Below are 18306 nucleotides of genomic sequence, written 5' to 3' on the forward strand. Positions count from 1 at the left end.
AGAACACTCCCTTCACGCCACGGAGCGGCGAGACCGGGGCCACTTTCCTCTAGCGCGACAGCAGGTCCTTGACGTATTAGTCATCACATCAAACAAAACGGTCCGGCGAGGGAGCCGGACGGTACGACAGCAAGGGCCGCACCATGTCGAAGCGCTTCACCTCGCTCGCCTTGACAGCACACCCTCCTGCCACCGGGCACCACGGGCGAGGACGTTCACGCCGAGTCGTCGCCCCGGTCGCGGCCGTCTGTGTCCTGGTCGCGGGGGCCGCGCTGACCGGCTGCGGACAGCAGCGGGACGCCGACGTGTACACCGTGCTGAACTCCTCGACCGACGAGTCCTACCACCGCTGGGACGCGGAGGCGATGGCCCGGTGCGGCGAGCGGCTGGGCGTCACCATCGAGCAGCAGAGCGTCCCGGCGGCGCAGGTGATGACGAAGGCGCTGCGCATGGCGTCGTCCAAGTCGCTGCCCGACATCGTGCAGTTCGACGCGTCGGAGATGCCGACCTTCGCGGACGCGGGCGGCCTGACCGACCTGCGGTCCCTCGGGCTGAGCACCGAGGACGTCCCCGAGGGCATCGTCGACTTCGGCTCGTACCGGGGGACGTACTACGGCGCCGCGCGGTCGGTGAACACGCTGGCGCTCTTCTACAACAAGGACGTGCTCGACAAGGCGGGCGTCGAGGTGCCCACGACCTGGGCGGAGCTGCGGGAGACCGCGCAGCGGCTCACCCAGGGCAAGCGGTACGGCCTGGCGCTGAGCGCGGGCGGCGCCGAGGACGGCGTCTTCCAGTTCCTGCCGTTCATGTGGTCCAACGGCGGTGACGAGACCGACCTGGACAGTCCCCGGGTCGTGGAGGCACTGGACTACTGGAAGGGCCTGCTCGGGGACGGCTCGCTGTCGAAGTCGACGGTCAACTGGACGCAGGCGGACGTCAACGACCAGTTCATGGCCGGCAACGCCGCGATGATGATCAACGGTCCGTGGCAGGTGGAGACCCTCAACACCGACGAGTCGCTGCACTGGGGCATCGCCCCCATCCCGGTGCCCGAGGCCGGCGAGGACTCGGTCGGACCGCTGGGCGGCGCCGTGCTCACCGTGCCGAACACCGGCGACGAGGCACGGGAGAAGACCGCCGGGAAGATCGTCGCCTGTCTGTCGAGCGAGGAGGAGCAGCTGACCTACGCGCTCAACAGCTGGATGGTGCCGGCCAACGCCAAGGCCGCCGCCGTCTGGCGCGAACGGGTGCCGGAGCTGGACTCCCTCGCCGATCAGGTGGCCGTCGCCCGGTCCCGGACGGCGAAGCTGGGCGCCGGCTGGTCGAGCGTGTCGCTCGCCCTGCAGAGCGCCTTCCAGTCCGCCCTGACCGGCCAGTCCGGCGAGACCGCCCTGAAGCGCGCCCAGCAGCGGGCCACGAGCGGGAACTGAGGTACGCGCCCATGACCACGTCCACCGTCACCGCCCGGACGCCCGAGAAGGCGTCCGCACCGGCCGCGGCACCCGACCCGGCCCGGATCGCGCGCCAGCGCCGGCTCACGCAGTGGGGGTTCGTCGCCCCCGCCGTCGTCTTCATGCTGCTCTTCTTCGGCTACCCGCTGGTCCGCAACGTCGTGATGAGCTTCCAGCACTACACGCCGAAGACCTTCTTCACCGGTGAGGCGCCCTTCAACGGCGCCGACAACTGGTCGAACGTCTTCCACGACGCCCTGTTCGGCAAGGCCCTGTGGCACACCCTCGTGTTCACGGCCGGCTCGCTGCTCGGGCAGTTCTGCATCGGCATGGCGCTGGCGGTCTTCTTCAGCCGCCGCTTCCCGCTGAACGGCGTGCTGCGCTCGCTGATCCTGCTGCCCTGGCTGGTGCCCATGGTGGTGTCCGGCATCGTCTGGCGGCGCATCCTCGACCAGGACACCGGTGTCCTCAACTCCTTCCTGGACACCCTCGGCATCGGCGGCCACACCCCCTGGCTGACCAGCCCCGACATGGCCCTGCTGTCGGTGATCCTGGTCAACATCTGGATCGGCATCCCGTTCAACATGGTCATCCTCTACGGCGGCCTCCAGGAGATCCCGAAGGAGCTGCACGAGGCCGCCGCGCTGGACGGCGCCTCGGCGTGGCGGACCTTCCGCTCGGTCACCCTGCCGATGCTCAAGCCGGTCATCACGGTGGTGCTCGTGCTCGGCTTCATGTCGACGGTGAAGATCCTCGACCTGATCCTCGCCCTCACCGACGGCGGCCCGGCCGACGCGACCCAGACGCTCGGCACGCTGACCTACCAGAACTCCTTCGTCCAGCTGGACTTCGGCGCCGGCGCCGTGGTCGGCAACGTGCTCATCCTGATCTCCGCCGTGTTCGCGGTGTTCTATCTGCGGGCCAACCGCACCGAGGGGAAGTGACCGACGATGGCCACCCACACGCCCAACGCGTCCCGGCGCCGCTGGGGCTCCACCGTCGCCGGTGTGCTCGTCCTCGCGGTGATGCTGTTCCCGCTGTACTGGATGCTCAACACCGCGCTGCAGCCCGAGTCGGGGCTGCTGAAGGTCGACCCGGTACCGGGCAGTCTGGACCTGTCCGGCTTCTCGAAGGCCATCAGCGACCAGGGCGGGCACCTGCTGACCTCGCTGGCCGTGTCGCTCGGCGCGGTCGCCATCTGCCTGCTGATCTCGGCGCCGGCGGCGTACGGGCTGGCGCGGTTCGGGCTGCGGGGCTCGCGCACGATCGTGTTCGGCACGCTGATCACCCAGATGGTGCCGGGCATCGTCATCGCCAACGCGCTCTACAACTCGTACGTCGATCTGGGCCTGGTCAACTCCTACTTCGGTCTGATGCTGGCGGACGCCTCGCTGGGCATCCCGTTCTCGATCGTGCTGATGCGCTCCTTCATGGTGTCGATCCCGGGCGAGGTGATCGAGGCCGCGCAGATCGACGGGGCCGGTCCGGTGCGGACCTTCGTGCGGGTGGTGCTGCCGATGAGCCGCAACTCGCTGATCACCTCGGGGCTCTTCGCGTTCCTGTTCTCGTGGAGCGACTTCATGTTCGCGCTCACCCTGAACACCACCGACGAGGTCAAGCCCATCACGCTCGGCATCTACCAGTACATCGGCGCGCACGTGGGCGACTGGGGCTCGGTGATGGCCGCCTCCGTGCTCTCCGCTGTGCCGGCGGCGATCCTGCTCGTCCTCGCCCAGAAGTACATCGCCGCCGGGATCACCGGTGGCTCCGTCAAGTAATCGTCCTCGTCCAGGAGTTGAGCAGTACAGCATGAGTGAGTACCCCGGCTTCCCGCCCGGTTTCGTCTTCGGCGCCGCGACCGCCTCGTACCAGATCGAGGGCGCGGCCCGGGAGGACGGCCGCGGTCCGTCGATCTGGGACACCTACAGCCACACCCCCGGTCTGGTGGTGAACGGCGACACCGGTGACGTGGCCTGCGACCACTACCACCGCTACCCCCAGGACGTGGCGCTGCTGCGCGACCTGGGCGTGGACTCCTACCGCTTCTCGATCGCCTGGCCGCGCATCGTGCCGGACGGCTCGGGCGCGGTGAACCCGAAGGGCCTGGACTTCTACTCCCGTCTGGTCGACGAGCTGCTGGCGGCGGGCATCGAGCCGGCCGCCACCCTGTACCACTGGGACCTGCCGCAGGCCCTGGAGGACCGGGGCGGCTGGCGGGTGCGGGAGACGGCGGAGCGGTTCGCCGAGTACACGGCCCGGGTCGCCGAGCACCTGGGCGACCGGGTGCCGCGCTGGATCACGCTCAACGAGCCGTGGTGCAGCGCCTTCCTCGGCTACTCGGTGGGCCGGCACGCACCCGGTGCCCGGGAGGGCCGGCCGGCGCTGGCCGCCGCCCACCATCTGCTGGTCGGCCACGGTCTGGCGGTGAAGGCGCTGCGGGCGGCCGGGGTGCGCGAGGTCGGCATCACGCTCAACCTGGACCGCAACCTCCCGGCCACGGACTCCCCCGCCGACCTGGCGGCCGTGGTCCGCGCGGACACCCAGCACAATCTGGTGTGGACCGAGCCGATCCTCGCGGGCCGCTATCCGGCCACCGAGGAGGAGACCTGGGGCGAGCTGATCACCGGCGCGGACTTCCGGCGCGAGGGCGACCTGGAGCTGATCTCCCAGCCGCTGGACTTCCTCGGCGTCAACTACTACCGGCCGATCGTGGTCGCCGACGCCCCGCACCGCGAGAGCGACCCGGCACGGCGGGTGGCGACCGACAACCGCTACGAGGAGGTCCGGCTGCCCGGCGTCCGGGAGACGGCGATGGGCTGGCCGGTCGTCCCCGACAGCTTCACCGAACTCCTGGTACGGCTGAAGAAGGAGTACGGGGACGCGCTGCCGCCGGTCCACATCACGGAGAACGGGTCGGCCGAGCACGACACCCCCGCCGCCGACGGCTCGGTGCACGACGCCGACCGCGTCGCCTACCTGCGCGACCATCTCGTCGCGCTGCGGGCGGCGATCGACGCGGGCGTGGACGTGCGCGGGTACTACGTGTGGTCGCTGCTGGACAACTTCGAGTGGGCGTACGGCTACGACAAGCGCTTCGGCATCGTCCGCGTCGACTACGAGACCCAGGAGCGCACACCGAAGGACAGCTACCACTGGTACCGGGAGATGATCGCCGCCAACCGCGGCTGACTCCGGGCGCGGGGACCGGCGGCGCCGTCAGCCCCGGTCCCGTTCGGCGTACGCCGCCGGGTCGGCCAGCACCTCCCGCACGATCACGCCGGCCGCGCCGCGGGCCGCGTCGCCCCGGGAGGAGGAGGCCCGCAGCCGCTTCCCGTCCTCGCGCCACAGCCCGGAGACCACCCGGAGGGCGAGTTCGCGGTCGACGGCGGGCGCCAGCCAGTCCATCAGCTCGCGGTAGACGCCGCCGAGCATCACCGCGTCCGGGTCGAAGAGGTTCACGGCTCCCGACACCACGACGCCCAGGCGTCGTCCCGCCCCCTCGATCGCCGACAGGGCGGCCGCATCGCCCTTGCGGGCACGGCGTTCCAGCTCGGCGACGCCCTGCACACCGGCGTCCGCGTCGATGCCGGCCGCCGCGAGCAGCGCGGACTGCCCGGCGTACTGCTCCAGGCAGCCGCGGGCCCCGCAACGGCACCGGGGGCCCTCCGGGTCGACGACCATGTGGCCGATCTCGCCGGCGAAGCCGTGCGCGCCCCGCAGCAACTCCCCCTTGAGCACGAGGGCTCCGCCGATGCCGATCTCCCCGGTGAGGTAGAGGAAGCTGCGCACGCCCTCCGTACCGGCGCCGAACCACAGCTCGGCCAGGGCGGCGGCGTTGGCCTCGTTGTCGGAGCTGACCGGCAGCGGGCGGTGGGCAGGGCGCAGGGCGAGGAGCGCCTGGGCGAACAGTCCCTCGACGGCCACGCGTCGCCAGCCGAGGTTCGGGGCCTGGCGGACGGTGCCGCCGGTCACCAGTCCGGGCAGGGCGACGTGCGCACCGGCCGGCGCGAGATCCTGCTCGGCCGCCGAGCCGATGGCGCGCGCGGCCAGCCGGGCCGCGCGCGTCAGTACCTCGGAGGGCTGGACACCGCGGTTGTCGACGTGCTCCACGAGCCGGACCCGGTCGGTGCCGGCGAGGTCGACGACGCAGACGGCGACGTAGTCGATGTTGATCTCGACACCGAGCCCGGCGGGACCCGACCTGGCCACCCTGAGGACGGTGCCGGGCCGGCCCGCCTGTCCACTGCTCGTCTTGCCGCCCTCGGAGACGAACCCGTACTCCAGCAACTGCTCGACCAGGGAAGAGACCGCCGCACGGGTCAGTCCGACGTGCGTGGCGACGCCGGCCCGGGTCGCCTCCCCCGCGTCGTGCACCGCTCTCAGGACCAGGCTGAGGTTGTGCCGTCTGACCGTGGCCTTGTCGGCCTTCGGCTCCAGGGGGGTGAGGTTGTTCTTCATGGTGGTGTCGAGCGTATGCGACGCGCGGGGCGTTGACCTGCGTCGCTGCGTCCCGGGCAGCCCTTCCCGCCCGGCGCCGCCGGGTCGGCGCGACCGGGCCTTGCCGGTCCCCGGCCGCGCCTCTAGCCTGACTTTGTGCCGCAAATAAACAAATCCCGTTCGCACAGTGCCGTGCCGGGCCCCCGGAACGACCTGACCCGTCTGCGAACCGCCCTGACCGCCTTCTTCGCCCTCGACGGCTTCGTCTTCGCCGGCTGGGTCGTCCGCATCCCCGCCATCAAGGAGCAGACCGGCGCCTCGGCCGGTGCCCTGGGCCTGGCGCTGCTCGGTGTCTCGGCGGGTGCCGTCGTCACCATGACGCTCACCGGCAGGCTCTGCCGGCGCTACGGCAGCCACCCCGTCACCGTCGCCTGCGCGGTCCTGCTCTGCCTGAGCGTCGCGCTGCCCCCGCTGACCCACTCCGCGCTCGCCCTCGGCCTGGTCCTGCTGGTGTTCGGCAGCGCCTACGGCGGGATCAACGTCGCCTTCAACAGCGCGGCCGTCGACCTGGTGGCCGCGCTGCGGCGCCCCATCATGCCCAGCTTCCACGCCGCGTTCAGTCTCGGCGGCATGGTCGGCGCGGGGCTCGGCGGGCTGGTCGCCGGGTCGTTGTCACCCGTGCGGCACCTGCTCTGCCTCACCGTCATCGGCCTCGTCGTGACCCTGTTCGCGGGCCGCGCCCTGCTGCGCTGCGCACCCGCCGCCCCACCGGACGGCGCTGTCCGGGGCCAGGGCGCGCCACGCCGGCTCGACCGGCGCACCCGCCGCCTCGTCGTCACCTTCGGCGTGATCGCCCTGTGCACCGCCTACGGCGAGGGCGCCATGGCCGACTGGGGCGCGCTGCACCTGGCCCAGGACCTCGACGCCTCCCCGGGCCTCGCCGCGGCCGGCTACTCGTGCTTCGCGCTCGCCATGACGGTCGGGCGGCTGACCGGCACGATCCTGCTGGAGCGTCTGGGCCGTACGACCACGGTGGTGGCCGGCGGCACCACCGCCGTGGCCGGCATGCTGCTGGGCTCGCTCGCGCCGTCCGTGTGGGCGGCGTTGTTCGGCTTCGCGATCACCGGCCTGGGACTCGCCAACATCTTCCCGGTCGCGATCGAACGGGCAGGTGCTCTCGGCGGCCCCGCCGGTGTCGCGACCGCCTCCACCCTGGGCTACGGCGGCATGCTGCTCGGGCCGCCCGCGATCGGCTTCATGGCCGACTGGTTCTCCCTGCCGACGGCGCTCACCAGCGTGGCGGCGCTCGCGGCGGTGGCGGTGCTCGTCGCGGTCGCGACCCGCCGGGCGGCGGAGACGGGCTGACCGGCGGACCCTTCACCCGGTCGGGCGGCCGGCCCGCAGGGGCCGGCCGCCCGCGCGGTCACAGCGGCCAGACGTGCGCCCGCAGCGTGGCACGGGTGATGGTGACCGGCTCGGGGCCGAAGTGGCAGAGCTGGATCTTCGCGCGCCGGCCCGCGCCGACGACGCCGAGGACCGGAACGCCCCCGTAGGTGCCGCCGCTGGTGCCGACCACCTCGATCGGGTCGAACGTGCGGACCGTCGGACCACCGCCGTCCTCGTCCTCGGCGACCCGGACCTGGAGCTCGTCGCCCCGTGCGACGCCCTGCCCCACGAGGGTCAGCAGACCGTTGTAGTGCGCGTTGTGGGCGAACGTCTGCCCGCCCGCGAAGTGGTCGTCCGCCCCGTCGGAGTACTCCTCGTTCCAGGCGATGGTCTTCCACTGGCCCGGCTGCAGGGTCAGCGGGTCGGTCATGCCGAGCGACAGGTACGTGGGCACGTCGTCCTCCTCGGGACGGCCGGACGAGCCGGCCAGCCTGTTCTTGATCCGGTCGCGCATCGAGGCCATGGTGAAGCCGCGCGGGTCGACCTTGCCGGGCTGCCATTCAAGGTGACCGATGACGGACCGCTCGTTCCACCCGTGGTGGCGGCAGATCGCGGCGGCGGCGCGCTCGATCGCCTCCAACTGCGCGGCCGGCCAGGGGTCCTGACCGTCGCCCAGGTTCTCGCACTCGAAGCCGTAGAAGTGCCGGTTGCCGTCGGTGTTCGCCTCGTTGTCGGCGGGCAGCGCGCGTTCGGCGATCACCGCCCGCAGCACGTCGTCGTCGCCGAGACCCGCGTGGTTGGCGCGGCCGTAGCCGACCAGATGGACGCGGCCGTCCTTGGTGATGACACCGTGGCAGAGCGGTCCGGGCAGCCCGGAGTAGCCCTTGCGGCAGATGTCGACCGTGGCGGCGCTGCCCCTCGTCACCGTGTGGTGGATCATCACCCCGTGCACGGGTCCCCAGGCTCCCGTGTGGTTGCGGTTGTGGTGGCGCCAGTCGCCGACCTCGACGACGGTCAGCCCCTCGTCCCGCAGGGCCCTCAGGAAGCTGCCGGCTGCCATCGGTTCGGTCATCACGCACGCTCCGGCCAGGACCGGCCGCCGGGTGCGTCGCAGGACCCCCGTGCGGCACGTGCGCGCCGGCGGACCGGGTCCCGGCGGTCGTCCTCCGGCGGCCGGTGCGTCACGGTGGCGCCCGCGCTGGGTGGTTGGGGCATGCTCAGCCTCCGCTCCTCGTACGAAGCCCGCGCGGGGCGCGGCGCTCTGGTCGGGCCCGCGGACACCGACCCGGCGGGCCGGTTCCCGAGATTCCGGTTCGCGTCGGGACCCTCCTGGTAACTACCCGGTGCGAGCGCGATGTCCACGCCGGAGTGCGGACCGGACCGCGCCACCGCACCGATCCGGCCGTCGGGACGTGCGGAACGGGAGCCTACGGAACGGGGGCCGAGGTCCCGGCTCCCGTGGGTGGTTGCGGCCGGTGCCGGTCCCTGCGGCACACTCCCCGCATGGACACCTCCGCTCACGTCAAGACCCTGGCCCACGAAGGCTCGTTGCTGGCCACGGCCGCCGAGTCGGCCGGCACCGATGCCGACGTGCCGACCTGCCCCGGCTGGCGGGTGCGGGACCTGCTGCGGCACACCGGGGCGGTGCACCGCTGGGCGACGTCGTTCGTCGCCGAGGGGCACACCGCGCCGCGGCCCGACGGCGGACTGCCGGACCTGGACGGCACCGCTCTCCTGGCCTGGTTCCGGGAGGGACACGGGCTGCTCGTCGACACCCTCGCCGGTGCCGCGCCCGATGTGCGCTGCTGGCACTTCCTGCCCGCGCCGTCCCCGCTGGCGTTCTGGGCGCGGCGGCAGGCGCACGAGACGACCGTGCACCGGATGGACGCCGAGTCGGCCGCCGGCGGCGCCGTCACCGGCGTCGCCGCGGACTTCGCGGTGGACGGCATCGACGAGTTGCTGTGCGGCTTCCACGCCCGCCCGAAGAGCGCCGTCCGCACCCCGGAACCCCGCACGCTGCGGGTGCGGGCGACGGACGTGCCGGGCGCCGTGTGGACCGTACGGCTGTCCGCCGAGCCGCCCGTGACCGAGCGGGCCGCCGCCGGCGACGCCGACTGCGAGCTGTCCGGGCCCGCCTCGCGGCTCTACTCGGCGCTGTGGAACCGCCGGCCGGTGCCCGAGGTGGCCGGCGACGCCTCGCTCGCCGCGCTGTGGCGCGAGAAGTCGGGCGTCGTCTGAGAGTGACGGGGGTCGCGCGGCCGGACCCGGCCGGCCACCGTCTGCGAGACTTCCCCCATGACGACTCACGGGGGACGGCGTACGCAGGGTGAGCGGGACGCGATCACGGTCGAGATCGGTTACGCGCTGTGCAGTGCGGTGTTCGCCGCGGCCGTGCTGTTCGGGGCCGTGGCGGGGCCCGCCTGGGTCTTCGGGCTGACGGGCGGCGTCCGCTCCGTGCTCGTCGGGGCGGGCACGGTGCTGGCGGCCGTCGTGTTCCTCGTCCGGGTGGCCGCCGTGCTGCTCCGCTTCGGGCGCGACGGTCAGCCCAGCCAGCCGGGCCGCACCAACCCGGACTCGTAGGCCAGCACCACCAGTTGGGCCCGGTCCCGGGCGCCCAGCTTCACCATGGTGCGGCTGACGTGGGTCTTGGCGGTGAGGGGGCTGACGACCAGGCGGCGGGCGATCTCGTCGTTGGACAGTCCGATGCCGACCAGGGCCATCACCTCCCGTTCCCGTTCGGTGAGCCCGGCCAGCCGGCCGGCGGCCGCCGGCTCCTTGGAGCGGGCCGCGAACTCGGCGATCAGCCGGCGCGTCACGCCGGGCGAGAGCAGGGCGTCACCGGCGACCACCGCCCGCACGGCGCGCAGCAGTTCCTCCGGCTCGGTGTCCTTGACCAGGAAGCCGGAGGCACCCGAGCGGATCGCCTCGAAGACGTACTCGTCGAGTTCGAAGGTGGTGAGCATGACCACTTTCACGTCGCGCAGCGCTACGTCCCCGGTGACCCGGCGGGTCGCCGCCAGACCGTCCAGCAGGGGCATGCGGATGTCCATCAGGACGACGTCGGGGCGCAGTTCGCGGACCGCGCGGACCGCCTCCTCCCCGTCGGCGGCCTCCGCGGCCACCTCGATGTCCGGCTGCGCGTCCAGCAGGGCCCGGAAACCTGCCCTCACCAGTGACTGGTCGTCGGCGAGCAGTACGCGGATCACCGGTCCTCCTCCGTGGCACGGGCGTTCTCGGGGTTCTTCGGGATCTCGGGGTTCTCGGGGTCGCTGAGGCTGTCGGGGCCGATCGGCAGGAGCGCGAGCACCCGGAAGCCGCCGTCGGGGCGCGGGCCCGCCTCGATGGTGCCGCCCAGCGCCGCCGCCCGCTCCCGCATGCCCGCCAGCCCGTTGCCGCTGCCGCCGGCCTCGGCGCCGGTCGCGGGGCCGTCGTCGTCGACGCGCAGCCGCAGCGCGCCGCCCTCCCGGGCGAGGCCCACGCGCGCGTGCCGGGAACCGGAGTGCCGGACGACGTTGGTGAGGGCCTCCTGCACGATGCGGAAGGCGGCGAGATCGGTACCGGGCGGCAGCGCCGGCGGCTCTCCCTCGACCTCCACGGTGAGCCCGGCGCTCGCCGCCTGCTCGACCAGTTCGGGCAGCCGGCCGAGCCCCGGGGCCGGCGTGCGGGGCGCGTCACCCGGGGCGCGCAGGGTGTCGAGGACCTGGCGCACCTCGCCCAGGGCCTCCTTGCTCTTGGCCTTGATGGTGGTGAGCGCGGTCCGCGCCTGCTCGGGGTCGGTGTCGAGGAGCGCGAGGCCCACGCCCGCCTGCACGTTGATGACAGAGATGCTGTGCGCGAGGACGTCGTGCAGTTCGCGGGCGATGCGCAGCCGTTCCTCGTCCGCGCGCCGCCTCGCCGCTTTGGCCCGCTCGGCCCGGTCCCTGGCCCACTGCTCGCGCCGGGTGCGGGCCAGTTCCGACACCGCGACGATCGCCACCACCCAGGTGGCGACCACGCCCTCCTCGCCCCAGGACGCGGCGGCGTCCCCGGACGGCGGCAGCCACGGGTACAGCCAGTGTGCCAGCAGCGCGTGCCCCGCCCACAGCGTCGCCATGGCCGTCCACGCGGCTCTGCGGTGTCCGGAGACCACGGCGCTGAAGCAGGCCACCGCGACGGCCAGGAAGACCGGGCCGTAGGGGTATCCGGTGGCCAGGTAGACCAAGGTGGTGGCCGCCGTGCCGAAGGCCACCGGCACGGGGTACCGCTGCCGCCACAGCAGCGCCGCGCCCGTCAGGAGCAGCAGCACGCGCGCGAAGGGATCCAGCGCGACGCGCTCGCCCTCCTGGGAGTGGGCGGCGAAGCCGGAGCCGACCAGCACGAAGGCCGTGAGCAGCACCGTGGAGCGCCAGGGCCACCGAGGCCGGGGCCGGTCGTCACCGCCCCCGTGCCACCACGGGGGCCCGTGCCGCCACCACTGCGGCGGCCCGCCCGCGCGTCCGCGCTGTCCGTCCATGACCGCCACGCTAGACGCCGCGAGGCTGTCGCGACGTCACCCGCGCGTGGTGATCACGCGTACTCCCCTGGAAGTACGCCGTGGTCGCTCACGGGGTGTGAGGGCGGTGCTCCCCCGCACCCAAGTCAGGGCGGTGCCCCCGCACCCTGCTGGGGCCGGCCGTCCCGCGTCCCGCGTCAGGCGCGGGCGCGGGCGCGAGCCGGAGGCGCCGCGCACCCCCACCGAAAGGGGGAAGTCCGAGTCGGCCTCCCGGCCGCGCACCCCCGGGCCGTGGGCGTGCCCTGCGGGCCTGCGGGCCTACGGGCCTACGGGCCTACGGGCCTACGGGCCTACGGGAAGCCTCCGGCACCGGTGCTCCCCCGCTCACCGCACGCGGAACACCCGCCCACGAGCATGCGCGGGACGCCCCCGGCCCCGCCGGCACGGGAGCCCGACGCTCAGGCCCCGGATTCGTCGCCCGCGGAGCGCTCGGCGCCCCCGGCGTCCCGTGCGCCCGGGTCCGCCGTCGAGGCCGGAGCGGACGGCGGCTCCGCCGCACCCGCGGGACGGCGGTCCATCGCCGCCAGCGCCCGCTGGGCCAGCGGGTGGGCGCGGACCAGTTCGCCCAGCGAGGTCGAGCCCTGCGTGATGTCCTTGAACGCCTTCCAGGCCGGACGGAACCCGGTCAGGGCCGCGTGGAAGATCCCCGGACGACGCTCGAAGACCGCCAGCATCCGCTTGCCGACGCTCATCTCGACGCCGAGCCCGGCCTTGATGGCGAACGCGTAGTTCAGGGCCTGCTTGCGCGCGTCCACGGCGTCGTGCGCCTCGGCGATCCGCACCGCCCACTCGCCCGCGAGCCGCCCGCTGCGCAGGGCGAAGGAGATGCCCTCGCGCGTCCACGGCTCCAGGAGCCCCGCCGCGTCCCCGCAGACCAGGACCCGGCCGCGGGAGAGCGGGGAGTCGTCGGCCCGGCAACGGGTCAGGTGACCGGAGGAGACGCTGGGCTCGAAGCCGGCGAGGCCGAGCCGGCCGACGAAGTCCTCCAGGTACCGCTTGGTCGCCGCGCCCTCGCCGCGCGCCGAGATCACCCCGACCGTCAGCGTGTCCCCCTTCGGGAAGACCCAGCCGTAACTGCCGGGCATCGGCCCCCAGTCGATGAGGACCCGCCCCTTCCAGTCCTCGGCGACCGTCTCCGGCACCGGGATCTCCGACTCCAGGCCGAGGTCGACCTGGTCGAGCTTCACCCCGACGTGCGCGCCTATCCGGCTGGCGCTGCCGTCCGCGCCGACGACGGCCCGCGCCAGCACCGTCTCGCCGCCCTGCAGGACGACGGCGACGGTGCGCCGGTCCGGCACCGCCGACCCGTGCTGCTCCACCCGCGTGACCGTGGCCCCCGTACGCAGCTCCGCGCCCGCCTTCTGGGCGTGCTCGACCAGCTGCTGGTCGAACTCGGGCCGGTTGATCAGACCGAACAGCATCTGGCGGGAGCGCCGGGTGCGGGTGAAGCGCCCGTTGTGCGAGAAGGTCACCGCGTGCACACGGTCCCGCAGGGGCAGCTCGAAGCCGGGTGGGAGGGTGTCGCGCGAGGGACCGATGATGCCGCCGCCGCACGTCTTGTAGCGGGGCAGCTCCGCCTTCTCCAGCAACAGCACGCGCCGCCCCGCGACCGCCGCCGCGTAGGCGGCCGAGGCCCCCGCCGGTCCCGCGCCCACCACGACGACGTCCCAGACCTGACGCGTGTCGTCCGCCGAAGAGTTCTCGCTGCTCACGATGGTCTACTGCTCCGATCAAACCGCATGCCGCACCTGACCCCCGCATCCTACGGCGGGCATCGCCGCAGGCCACTGTGGGAGGATCGGCCCACCAACCCCAGTACTCATCGGTACAACGTCGCACCTACAAGGAGCGTGCCCATGTCGTCGAATCCGGTCGCCGAGACCGTCTCCTCGCTGATGCCCAGGGCGAAGGAGGAGCTCACCGCGCTGGTGGCCTTCAAATCGGTGGCGGACTTCGACCAGTTCCCGCGCAGCGAGAGCGTCGGCGCCGCCAACTGGATAGCCTCCGCGCTGCGCGCCGAGGGCTTCCAGGACGTGGACCTGCTGGACACCCCGGACGGCACGCAGTCCGTGTACGGCTACCTGCCCGGGCCCGAGGGCGCCAAGACGGTGCTGCTCTACGCCCATTACGACGTGCAGCCCCCGCTGGACGAGGCCGCCTGGGCGACCCCTCCGTTCGAGCTGACCGAGCGCGACGGCCGCTGGTACGGGCGCGGCGCGGCCGACTGCAAGGGCGGCGTGCTGATGCACCTGCTCGCCCTGCGCGCGCTCAAGGCCGACGGCGGCGTGCCGGTGCACGTCAAGTTCATCGCCGAGGGCTCGGAGGAGCAGGGCACGGGCGGCCTGGAGCGGTACGCCGAGCAGCACCCGGAGCTGCTGGCCGCGGACACCATCGTCATCGGCGACGCGGGCAACTTCCGCGTCGGTCTGCCGACGGTCACCTCGACGCTGCGCGGCATGACCCTGGTGCGCGTGAAGGTCGACACGCTGGAGGGCAACCTGCACTCCGGTCAGTTCGGCGGCGCGGCGCCCGACGCGCTGGCCGCCCTGATCCGCGTGCTGGACTCGCTGCGCGCCGAGGACGGTTCGACGACCGTCGACGGGCTGGCGTCGGACAGCGCGTGGGAGGGACTGGCCTACGACGAGGAGCAGTTCCGCCGGGACGCCCGGGTGCTGGACGGCGTGGAGCTGATCGGTTCGGGTTCGGTCGCCGACCGGATCTGGGCGCGGCCGGCCGTCACGGTGCTCGGCATCGACTGCCCGCCGGTGGTCGGCGCCACCCCGTCGGTGCAGGCGAGCGCCCGAGCGCTGGTCAGCCTGCGGGTGCCGCCGGGCGTGGACGCCGGTGAGGCCACCAAGCTGCTCCAGGCCCACCTGGAGTCCCGGACGCCGTGGGGCGCGCGTGTCGCCGTCGAGCAGATCGGCCAGGGCCAGGCGTTCCGCGCCGACACCACGAGCCCGGCGTACCAGGCCATGGCGGACGCGATGGCGGTGGCGTACCCGGGCGAGGAGATGCAGTACGCCGGTCAGGGCGGCTCCATCCCGCTGTGCAACACCCTGGCCGCGCTGTACCCGCGGGCGGAGATCCTGCTGATCGGGCTGAGCGAGCCGGAGGCACAGATCCACGCCGTGAACGAGAGCGTGTCCCCCGAGGAGCTGGAGCGGCTGTCGGTCGCGGAGGCGCTGTTCCTGCGCAACTACGCGGCGGGCTGAGCCCGGCCGGGCCCCGGTTCTGCCGTGGGCAGAGGGGCCTCGCCCGCGGGCGGGGCCCCGCCTACGGTCGTGCCATGGACGTGATCGAGCTGCTCCCCCGTCTGCACCTGCTGCGCTTCCCGGTCGGCCAGGCCTACGCGTGGCGCGACGGCGACGACCTGACGCTGATCGACGCCGGTCCGGCCGGGTCCGGCGCGCGGATCGCCGCGGCGGTGGAAGCCGTCGGACGCGTGCGGCGGGTCGTCCTCACCCATTTCCACGAGGACCACGCGGGCGGTGCGGCCGAGGTCGCGGCGCTCACCGGGGCCGAGGTGGTGGCCCACGCCGTGGAGGCGCCGGTGGTACGGGGCGAGGTGCCGGGGCCGCCCCCCGTGTTCGAGGACTGGGAGCGGCCCCTGCACGCGGCAGCCGTCCGGCTGCTCCCGCAGGGCGGCTTCGAGCGTCCGGAGCGGGTGACGGAGGTGGCGGACGGCGACGTCCTGGACTTCGGCGGCGGGGCGAGGACGGTGCACGTCCCGGGCCACACGGACGGGAGTATCGCGGTGCACCTCCCGCACCACGGCGTGCTGTTCACGGGGGACGCCGTCGCCGTCTCACCGGTCGACGGCGAGGTGATGCTCGGCGTGTTCAACGTCGACCGGGACCGGGCCGTCGACTCCTTCCGGAAGCTGGCGGACCTCGACGCGGAGGTGGCCTGCTTCGGGCACGGTGACCCCGTGACCGGTGGGGCGGCACGGGCGCTGCGCGCCTCGGTGCGCGCCTACGGGGCGTCCGGCTGACTCCGGCCGACCGGGGTGCCGGCCTCCAGGTACAGCGCCGCGCCGCGTTCCCGGGCGCGCAGGGCCCAGCGCAGTCGTTCGTAGCGGACGGGGGGCAGCAGTGCGGCGGCCTCGTCCTCGGTGACGAAGCGCCAGGCACGCAGTTCCGGGCCGGGCAGCAGGACCCGGTCGGCGTCGGCCGGGTCGAGCCGGCCGCCGTCGAAGAGCAGCCGCAGCCCGCCGTGGCCGGGGGGTGCGGGCCGTTCCCAGTCGACGACCAGCAGGGCGGGCACCTCGGCGAGGCGGATGCCGGTCTCCTCGGCGACCTCGCGCATCCCCGCCCGGGCGGGTGCCTCGCCGGGTTCGACGACACCGCCGGGGAACTCCCAGCCGGCCTTGTAGGTGGGGTCGACGAGCAGGACGCGGTCCTGTTCGTCGAAGAGCAGGACGCCCGCCGCGAGGGTCTCGGCGGTGGGTTCGGGCGTCTGCACGATGTCGCAGGCCGGCACGGAGCCCGTGCCGACGGCCTCGGCGATCCGCGCGGCGGCCTCGTACGGGGTGAGGGCGCCGGTGTCGACCGGGTGCGCGTCGGCGGTCAGCCAGGAGGCGAGTGCGGCCCGGTACGGCTCGATGTGGTCGTAGGACCACTGTCGAACGCGTATCTCTCCGTCGGGCAGGTCCGCCGGTATCTCGCGGCCCGCTATCCGCTCGCGCAGGATCGTTTCAGCCGGGGCGAGCAGGATGTGCCGGACGGTGATCCGGCGGGCGGCGAGGCCGCCGAAGATCTCGTCCCGGTACTCCTGGCGCAGCAGCGTCATGGGGACCACGAGGGTCCCGCCGAGTTCGGCGAGCATGGCGGCCGCCGTGTCGATGACCAGGCGGCGCCAGATCGGCAGGTCCTGGAAGTCGCCGACCTCGGCCAGGCGTTTGGGCGGCAGCAGGTGTGCGAGCGTCCCGCCGATGATCTCGGGGTCGAAGAGCGTGCTGTTCGGGATCAGTTCGATCAGTTCCCGTGCGGTGGTGGTCTTCCCCGCACCGAACGCGCCGTTGATCCAGACGACGGTCACAGGTCCCCCTCTTCTGTTGGCCCCCTGTGGCTTGCCCGCTCCACCCTGCCACGGAAACCAGGCCCAGTTGAGGACCTACGGAACCGGCGCCGACGCCCACACGGGGGCGCCGGCGCCGGGGGGGAAGGAGGGACGGCTCAGCGGCCCAGCTGCCCGAGGGTGTCCTGGTCCACGGACAGGCTCTCGACGGTGACGGTGTCCTCGACGGTGCTGACGGTGTCCTCCACGTCGAGGCCGAGGGGCAGTTCGGCCGGGGCGCCGTGGGAGGGGCTGACGGCCGCGACGACGAAACCGGTGGCCAGGGATGCGATGGCGAGCATGCTGCGCTTCTTCATGCCTGCTTCAACTGCGCCCGGGACGCGGGAGTCACGGGTGACGGCGCGGGAGCCGCGGCCGGCCCGTGCCCCGGCTCCCGCCCGGCCGGAGTTCAGACCCGGGCGGGGCGAGCGTCCGCCGTCCTGGTGAGGGCCGCCGCGGCCGCTCCGACCAGCCCCGCGTCCGTCCCCATCTGCGCGGGCACGACCGCGAGACGCTGCACGAAGGAGAGGGTGGCGTAGTCGGTCAGCGCCTTGCGCAGCGGGGCGAAGAGCACGTCACCCGCCTTGCCCACTCCGCCGCCGACCACGGCGATGTCGATCTCGACCAGGGTCGCGGCGGCGGCGATCCCGGCCGCCAGCGCCTGCGCGGCCCGCTCGAAGGAGGCCACGGCGACGGGGTCGCCCAGGCGGGCCGCCGCGGCCACCGCGGCGGCGGAGGTGTCGCCGTCCGGGCCCGGCCGCCAGCCGGCGTCCAGGGCGCGCCGCGCGATGTTCGGCCCGCTCGCTATGCGCTCCACGCAGCCCCGCGCACCGCACGGGCACGGGTCCCCGTCCAGGTCCACGCTGATGTGGCCGATGTGCCCGGCGTTGCCGGTCGGGCCGGGGTGCAGCCGCCCGTTGAGGACCAAGCCGCCTCCGACACCCGTGGAGACCACCATGCACAGCGCGTTGTCGTGCCCTCGCGCGGCGCCCTGCCAGTGCTCGGCCGCCGTGATGGCGACCCCGTCGCCGATCAGCTCGACGGGCAGGTCGCCGGCGGCCTCGCGGACCCGCCGGACGAGCGGGTAGTCGCGCCAGCCGGGCACGTTCACCGGGCTGACCGTGCCGGCGGACGCGTCCACCGGTCCGGCGCTGCCGATGCCGACGGCCGTGGCCCGCCCCCACAACGGCGACGCCGCCAGCTCCCCGAGGACGGCCTCCACCGCGCCCATCACGGTGTCGCCGTCCTCCCGGGCGGGAGTGGCACGCTGGGCCCGCGCCTGGATACGGCCGTGGCCGTCCACCAGCGCTCCGGCGATCTTGGTGCCGCCGATGTCCAGCGCTGCCACGAGGTCGGTGTGCATCAGAGTCGGATCTCCCCGTCGGACCGAAACAAATGAAAAGAATGCGAACACATGAGCGCACAGCGGGTCGACCCCGCGGTGGG

The 18306-nt window shown here is 73.5% G+C and carries 16 protein-coding genes and 1 pseudogene; 9 read left to right on the top strand and 8 right to left on the bottom strand.

All coding sequences use genetic code 11. From position 1 onward, the window contains the following. Nucleotides 1-143: 143 nt before the first annotated feature. The 4 genes from ACFZP7_RS04950 to ACFZP7_RS04965 are packed head-to-tail and all read left to right on the top strand — an operon-like array spanning nt 144 to nt 4640. Nucleotides 144-1430 carry an ABC transporter substrate-binding protein gene (locus ACFZP7_RS04950; protein ID WP_385633947.1) on the top strand — a complete coding sequence of 429 codons (1287 nt, stop codon included), beginning with the start codon at nt 144-146 and terminating at the stop codon, nt 1428-1430. 11 nt (nt 1431-1441) lie between these two features. Next, nucleotides 1442-2395: a carbohydrate ABC transporter permease gene (locus ACFZP7_RS04955; protein ID WP_385633948.1), complete on the top strand. Its 954-nt coding sequence runs from the start codon at nt 1442-1444 to the stop codon at nt 2393-2395. A 6-nt stretch (nt 2396-2401) separates the two neighbouring features. After that, nucleotides 2402-3229, top strand: coding sequence for a carbohydrate ABC transporter permease (locus ACFZP7_RS04960; protein ID WP_019327094.1), 828 nt, complete (start codon nt 2402-2404; stop codon nt 3227-3229). Between the two features lie 31 nt (nt 3230-3260). Continuing rightward, nucleotides 3261-4640, top strand: coding sequence for a GH1 family beta-glucosidase (locus tag ACFZP7_RS04965; protein WP_019327093.1), 1380 nt, complete (start codon nt 3261-3263; stop codon nt 4638-4640). A gap of 27 nt (nt 4641-4667) precedes the next feature. Here ACFZP7_RS04965 and ACFZP7_RS04970 read toward each other — a convergent pair whose 3' ends face one another. Beyond that, a complete protein-coding gene (locus ACFZP7_RS04970) occupies nt 4668-5909 on the bottom strand; it encodes an ROK family protein (RefSeq protein WP_192341620.1) in 1242 nt (413 codons plus the stop codon). 171 nt (nt 5910-6080) lie between these two features. Between ACFZP7_RS04970 and ACFZP7_RS04975 the strand changes: the two genes are divergently transcribed. Further along, the gene (locus tag ACFZP7_RS04975; protein WP_385633949.1) at nt 6081-7253 is read left to right on the top strand and encodes an MFS transporter; all 1173 of its coding nucleotides are present in this window, start codon (nt 6081-6083) and stop codon (nt 7251-7253) included. Nucleotides 7254-7761: 508 nt separating this feature from the next. Here ACFZP7_RS04975 and ACFZP7_RS04980 read toward each other — a convergent pair. After that, a pseudogene (locus ACFZP7_RS04980) lies at nt 7762-8334 on the bottom strand (N-acetylmuramoyl-L-alanine amidase); the annotation flags it as partial. 443 nt (nt 8335-8777) lie between these two features. On the opposite strand from ACFZP7_RS04980, the gene ACFZP7_RS04985 reads away from it, so the two are divergent. Continuing rightward, nucleotides 8778-9512 (top strand): maleylpyruvate isomerase family mycothiol-dependent enzyme, encoded by a 735-nt coding sequence (locus tag ACFZP7_RS04985; protein ID WP_385633950.1) that lies wholly within the window; start codon nt 8778-8780, stop codon nt 9510-9512. A gap of 57 nt (nt 9513-9569) precedes the next feature. Further along, entirely contained in the window at nt 9570-9854 is a 285-nt protein-coding gene (locus tag ACFZP7_RS04990; RefSeq protein WP_355517968.1) for a DUF6332 family protein, read from the top strand. Here the strand turns inward: ACFZP7_RS04990 and ACFZP7_RS04995 are convergent. The 3 genes from ACFZP7_RS04995 to ACFZP7_RS05005 form a co-directional block, all read right to left on the bottom strand. After that, entirely contained in the window at nt 9815-10480 is a 666-nt protein-coding gene (locus ACFZP7_RS04995; RefSeq protein WP_355517965.1) for a response regulator transcription factor, read from the bottom strand. The two genes, ACFZP7_RS04990 and ACFZP7_RS04995, sit on opposite strands and share 40 nt — an antisense overlap. Continuing rightward, on the bottom strand, nt 10477-11766 hold the full coding sequence (locus ACFZP7_RS05000; RefSeq protein WP_385633951.1) for a sensor histidine kinase: 1290 nt from the start codon (nt 11764-11766) through the stop codon (nt 10477-10479). Before ACFZP7_RS05000 ends, ACFZP7_RS04995 begins: the two co-directional genes overlap by 4 nt. Nucleotides 11767-12203: 437 nt before the next feature. Then, on the bottom strand, nt 12204-13517 hold the full coding sequence (locus ACFZP7_RS05005; protein ID WP_385633952.1) for a geranylgeranyl reductase family protein: 1314 nt from the start codon (nt 13515-13517) through the stop codon (nt 12204-12206). Between the two features lie 144 nt (nt 13518-13661). Between ACFZP7_RS05005 and ACFZP7_RS05010 the strand changes: the two genes are divergently transcribed. Further along, on the top strand, nt 13662-15017 hold the full coding sequence (locus ACFZP7_RS05010) for a dipeptidase (RefSeq protein WP_127440731.1): 1356 nt from the start codon (nt 13662-13664) through the stop codon (nt 15015-15017). Nucleotides 15018-15091: 74 nt separating this feature from the next. After that, nucleotides 15092-15796, top strand: coding sequence for an MBL fold metallo-hydrolase (locus tag ACFZP7_RS05015; protein WP_030974349.1), 705 nt, complete (start codon nt 15092-15094; stop codon nt 15794-15796). Here the strand turns inward: ACFZP7_RS05015 and ACFZP7_RS05020 are convergent. The 3 genes from ACFZP7_RS05020 to ACFZP7_RS05030 all read right to left on the bottom strand — a co-directional run bounded on the left by ACFZP7_RS05020 (nt 15778) and on the right by ACFZP7_RS05030 (nt 18223). After that, complete coding sequence (locus ACFZP7_RS05020; protein ID WP_031018676.1) at nt 15778-16842, bottom strand: NUDIX hydrolase; 1065 nt, start codon at nt 16840-16842, stop codon at nt 15778-15780. The two genes, ACFZP7_RS05015 and ACFZP7_RS05020, sit on opposite strands and share 19 nt — an antisense overlap. A gap of 137 nt (nt 16843-16979) precedes the next feature. Continuing rightward, nucleotides 16980-17177, bottom strand: coding sequence for a hypothetical protein (locus ACFZP7_RS05025; protein WP_019327080.1), 198 nt, complete (start codon nt 17175-17177; stop codon nt 16980-16982). Between the two features lie 92 nt (nt 17178-17269). Further along, nucleotides 17270-18223, bottom strand: a complete 954-nt coding sequence (locus ACFZP7_RS05030) for an ROK family protein (RefSeq protein WP_031018678.1) — start codon at nt 18221-18223, stop codon at nt 17270-17272. Between the last annotated feature and the right edge of the window lie 83 nt (nt 18224-18306).

It is taken from the genome of Streptomyces sp. SudanB5_2050 (genome assembly GCF_964272335.1).
Lineage (GTDB): Bacteria > Actinomycetota > Actinomycetes > Streptomycetales > Streptomycetaceae > Streptomyces > Streptomyces rochei.

What these genes read in the sequence shown, in the direction of transcription:
- ACFZP7_RS05015 (WP_030974349.1), top strand. Translation starts at nt 15,092, where the DNA reads ATGGACGTGATCGAGCTGCTCCCCCGTCTGCACCTGCTGCGCTTCCCG.
- ACFZP7_RS04955 (WP_385633948.1), top strand. Translation starts at nt 1,442, where the DNA reads ATGACCACGTCCACCGTCACCGCCCGGACGCCCGAGAAGGCGTCCGCA.
- ACFZP7_RS05000 (WP_385633951.1), bottom strand. Translation starts at nt 11,766, where the DNA reads ATGGACGGACAGCGCGGACGCGCGGGCGGGCCGCCGCAGTGGTGGCGG.
- ACFZP7_RS04985 (WP_385633950.1), top strand. Translation starts at nt 8,778, where the DNA reads ATGGACACCTCCGCTCACGTCAAGACCCTGGCCCACGAAGGCTCGTTG.
- ACFZP7_RS04990 (WP_355517968.1), top strand. Translation starts at nt 9,570, where the DNA reads ATGACGACTCACGGGGGACGGCGTACGCAGGGTGAGCGGGACGCGATC.
- ACFZP7_RS04950 (WP_385633947.1), top strand. Translation starts at nt 144, where the DNA reads ATGTCGAAGCGCTTCACCTCGCTCGCCTTGACAGCACACCCTCCTGCC.
- ACFZP7_RS05025 (WP_019327080.1), bottom strand. Translation starts at nt 17,177, where the DNA reads ATGAAGAAGCGCAGCATGCTCGCCATCGCATCCCTGGCCACCGGTTTC.
- ACFZP7_RS04960 (WP_019327094.1), top strand. Translation starts at nt 2,402, where the DNA reads ATGGCCACCCACACGCCCAACGCGTCCCGGCGCCGCTGGGGCTCCACC.
- ACFZP7_RS05010 (WP_127440731.1), top strand. Translation starts at nt 13,662, where the DNA reads ATGTCGTCGAATCCGGTCGCCGAGACCGTCTCCTCGCTGATGCCCAGG.
- ACFZP7_RS04970 (WP_192341620.1), bottom strand. Translation starts at nt 5,909, where the DNA reads ATGAAGAACAACCTCACCCCCCTGGAGCCGAAGGCCGACAAGGCCACG.
- ACFZP7_RS04965 (WP_019327093.1), top strand. Translation starts at nt 3,261, where the DNA reads ATGAGTGAGTACCCCGGCTTCCCGCCCGGTTTCGTCTTCGGCGCCGCG.
- ACFZP7_RS05030 (WP_031018678.1), bottom strand. Translation starts at nt 18,223, where the DNA reads ATGCACACCGACCTCGTGGCAGCGCTGGACATCGGCGGCACCAAGATC.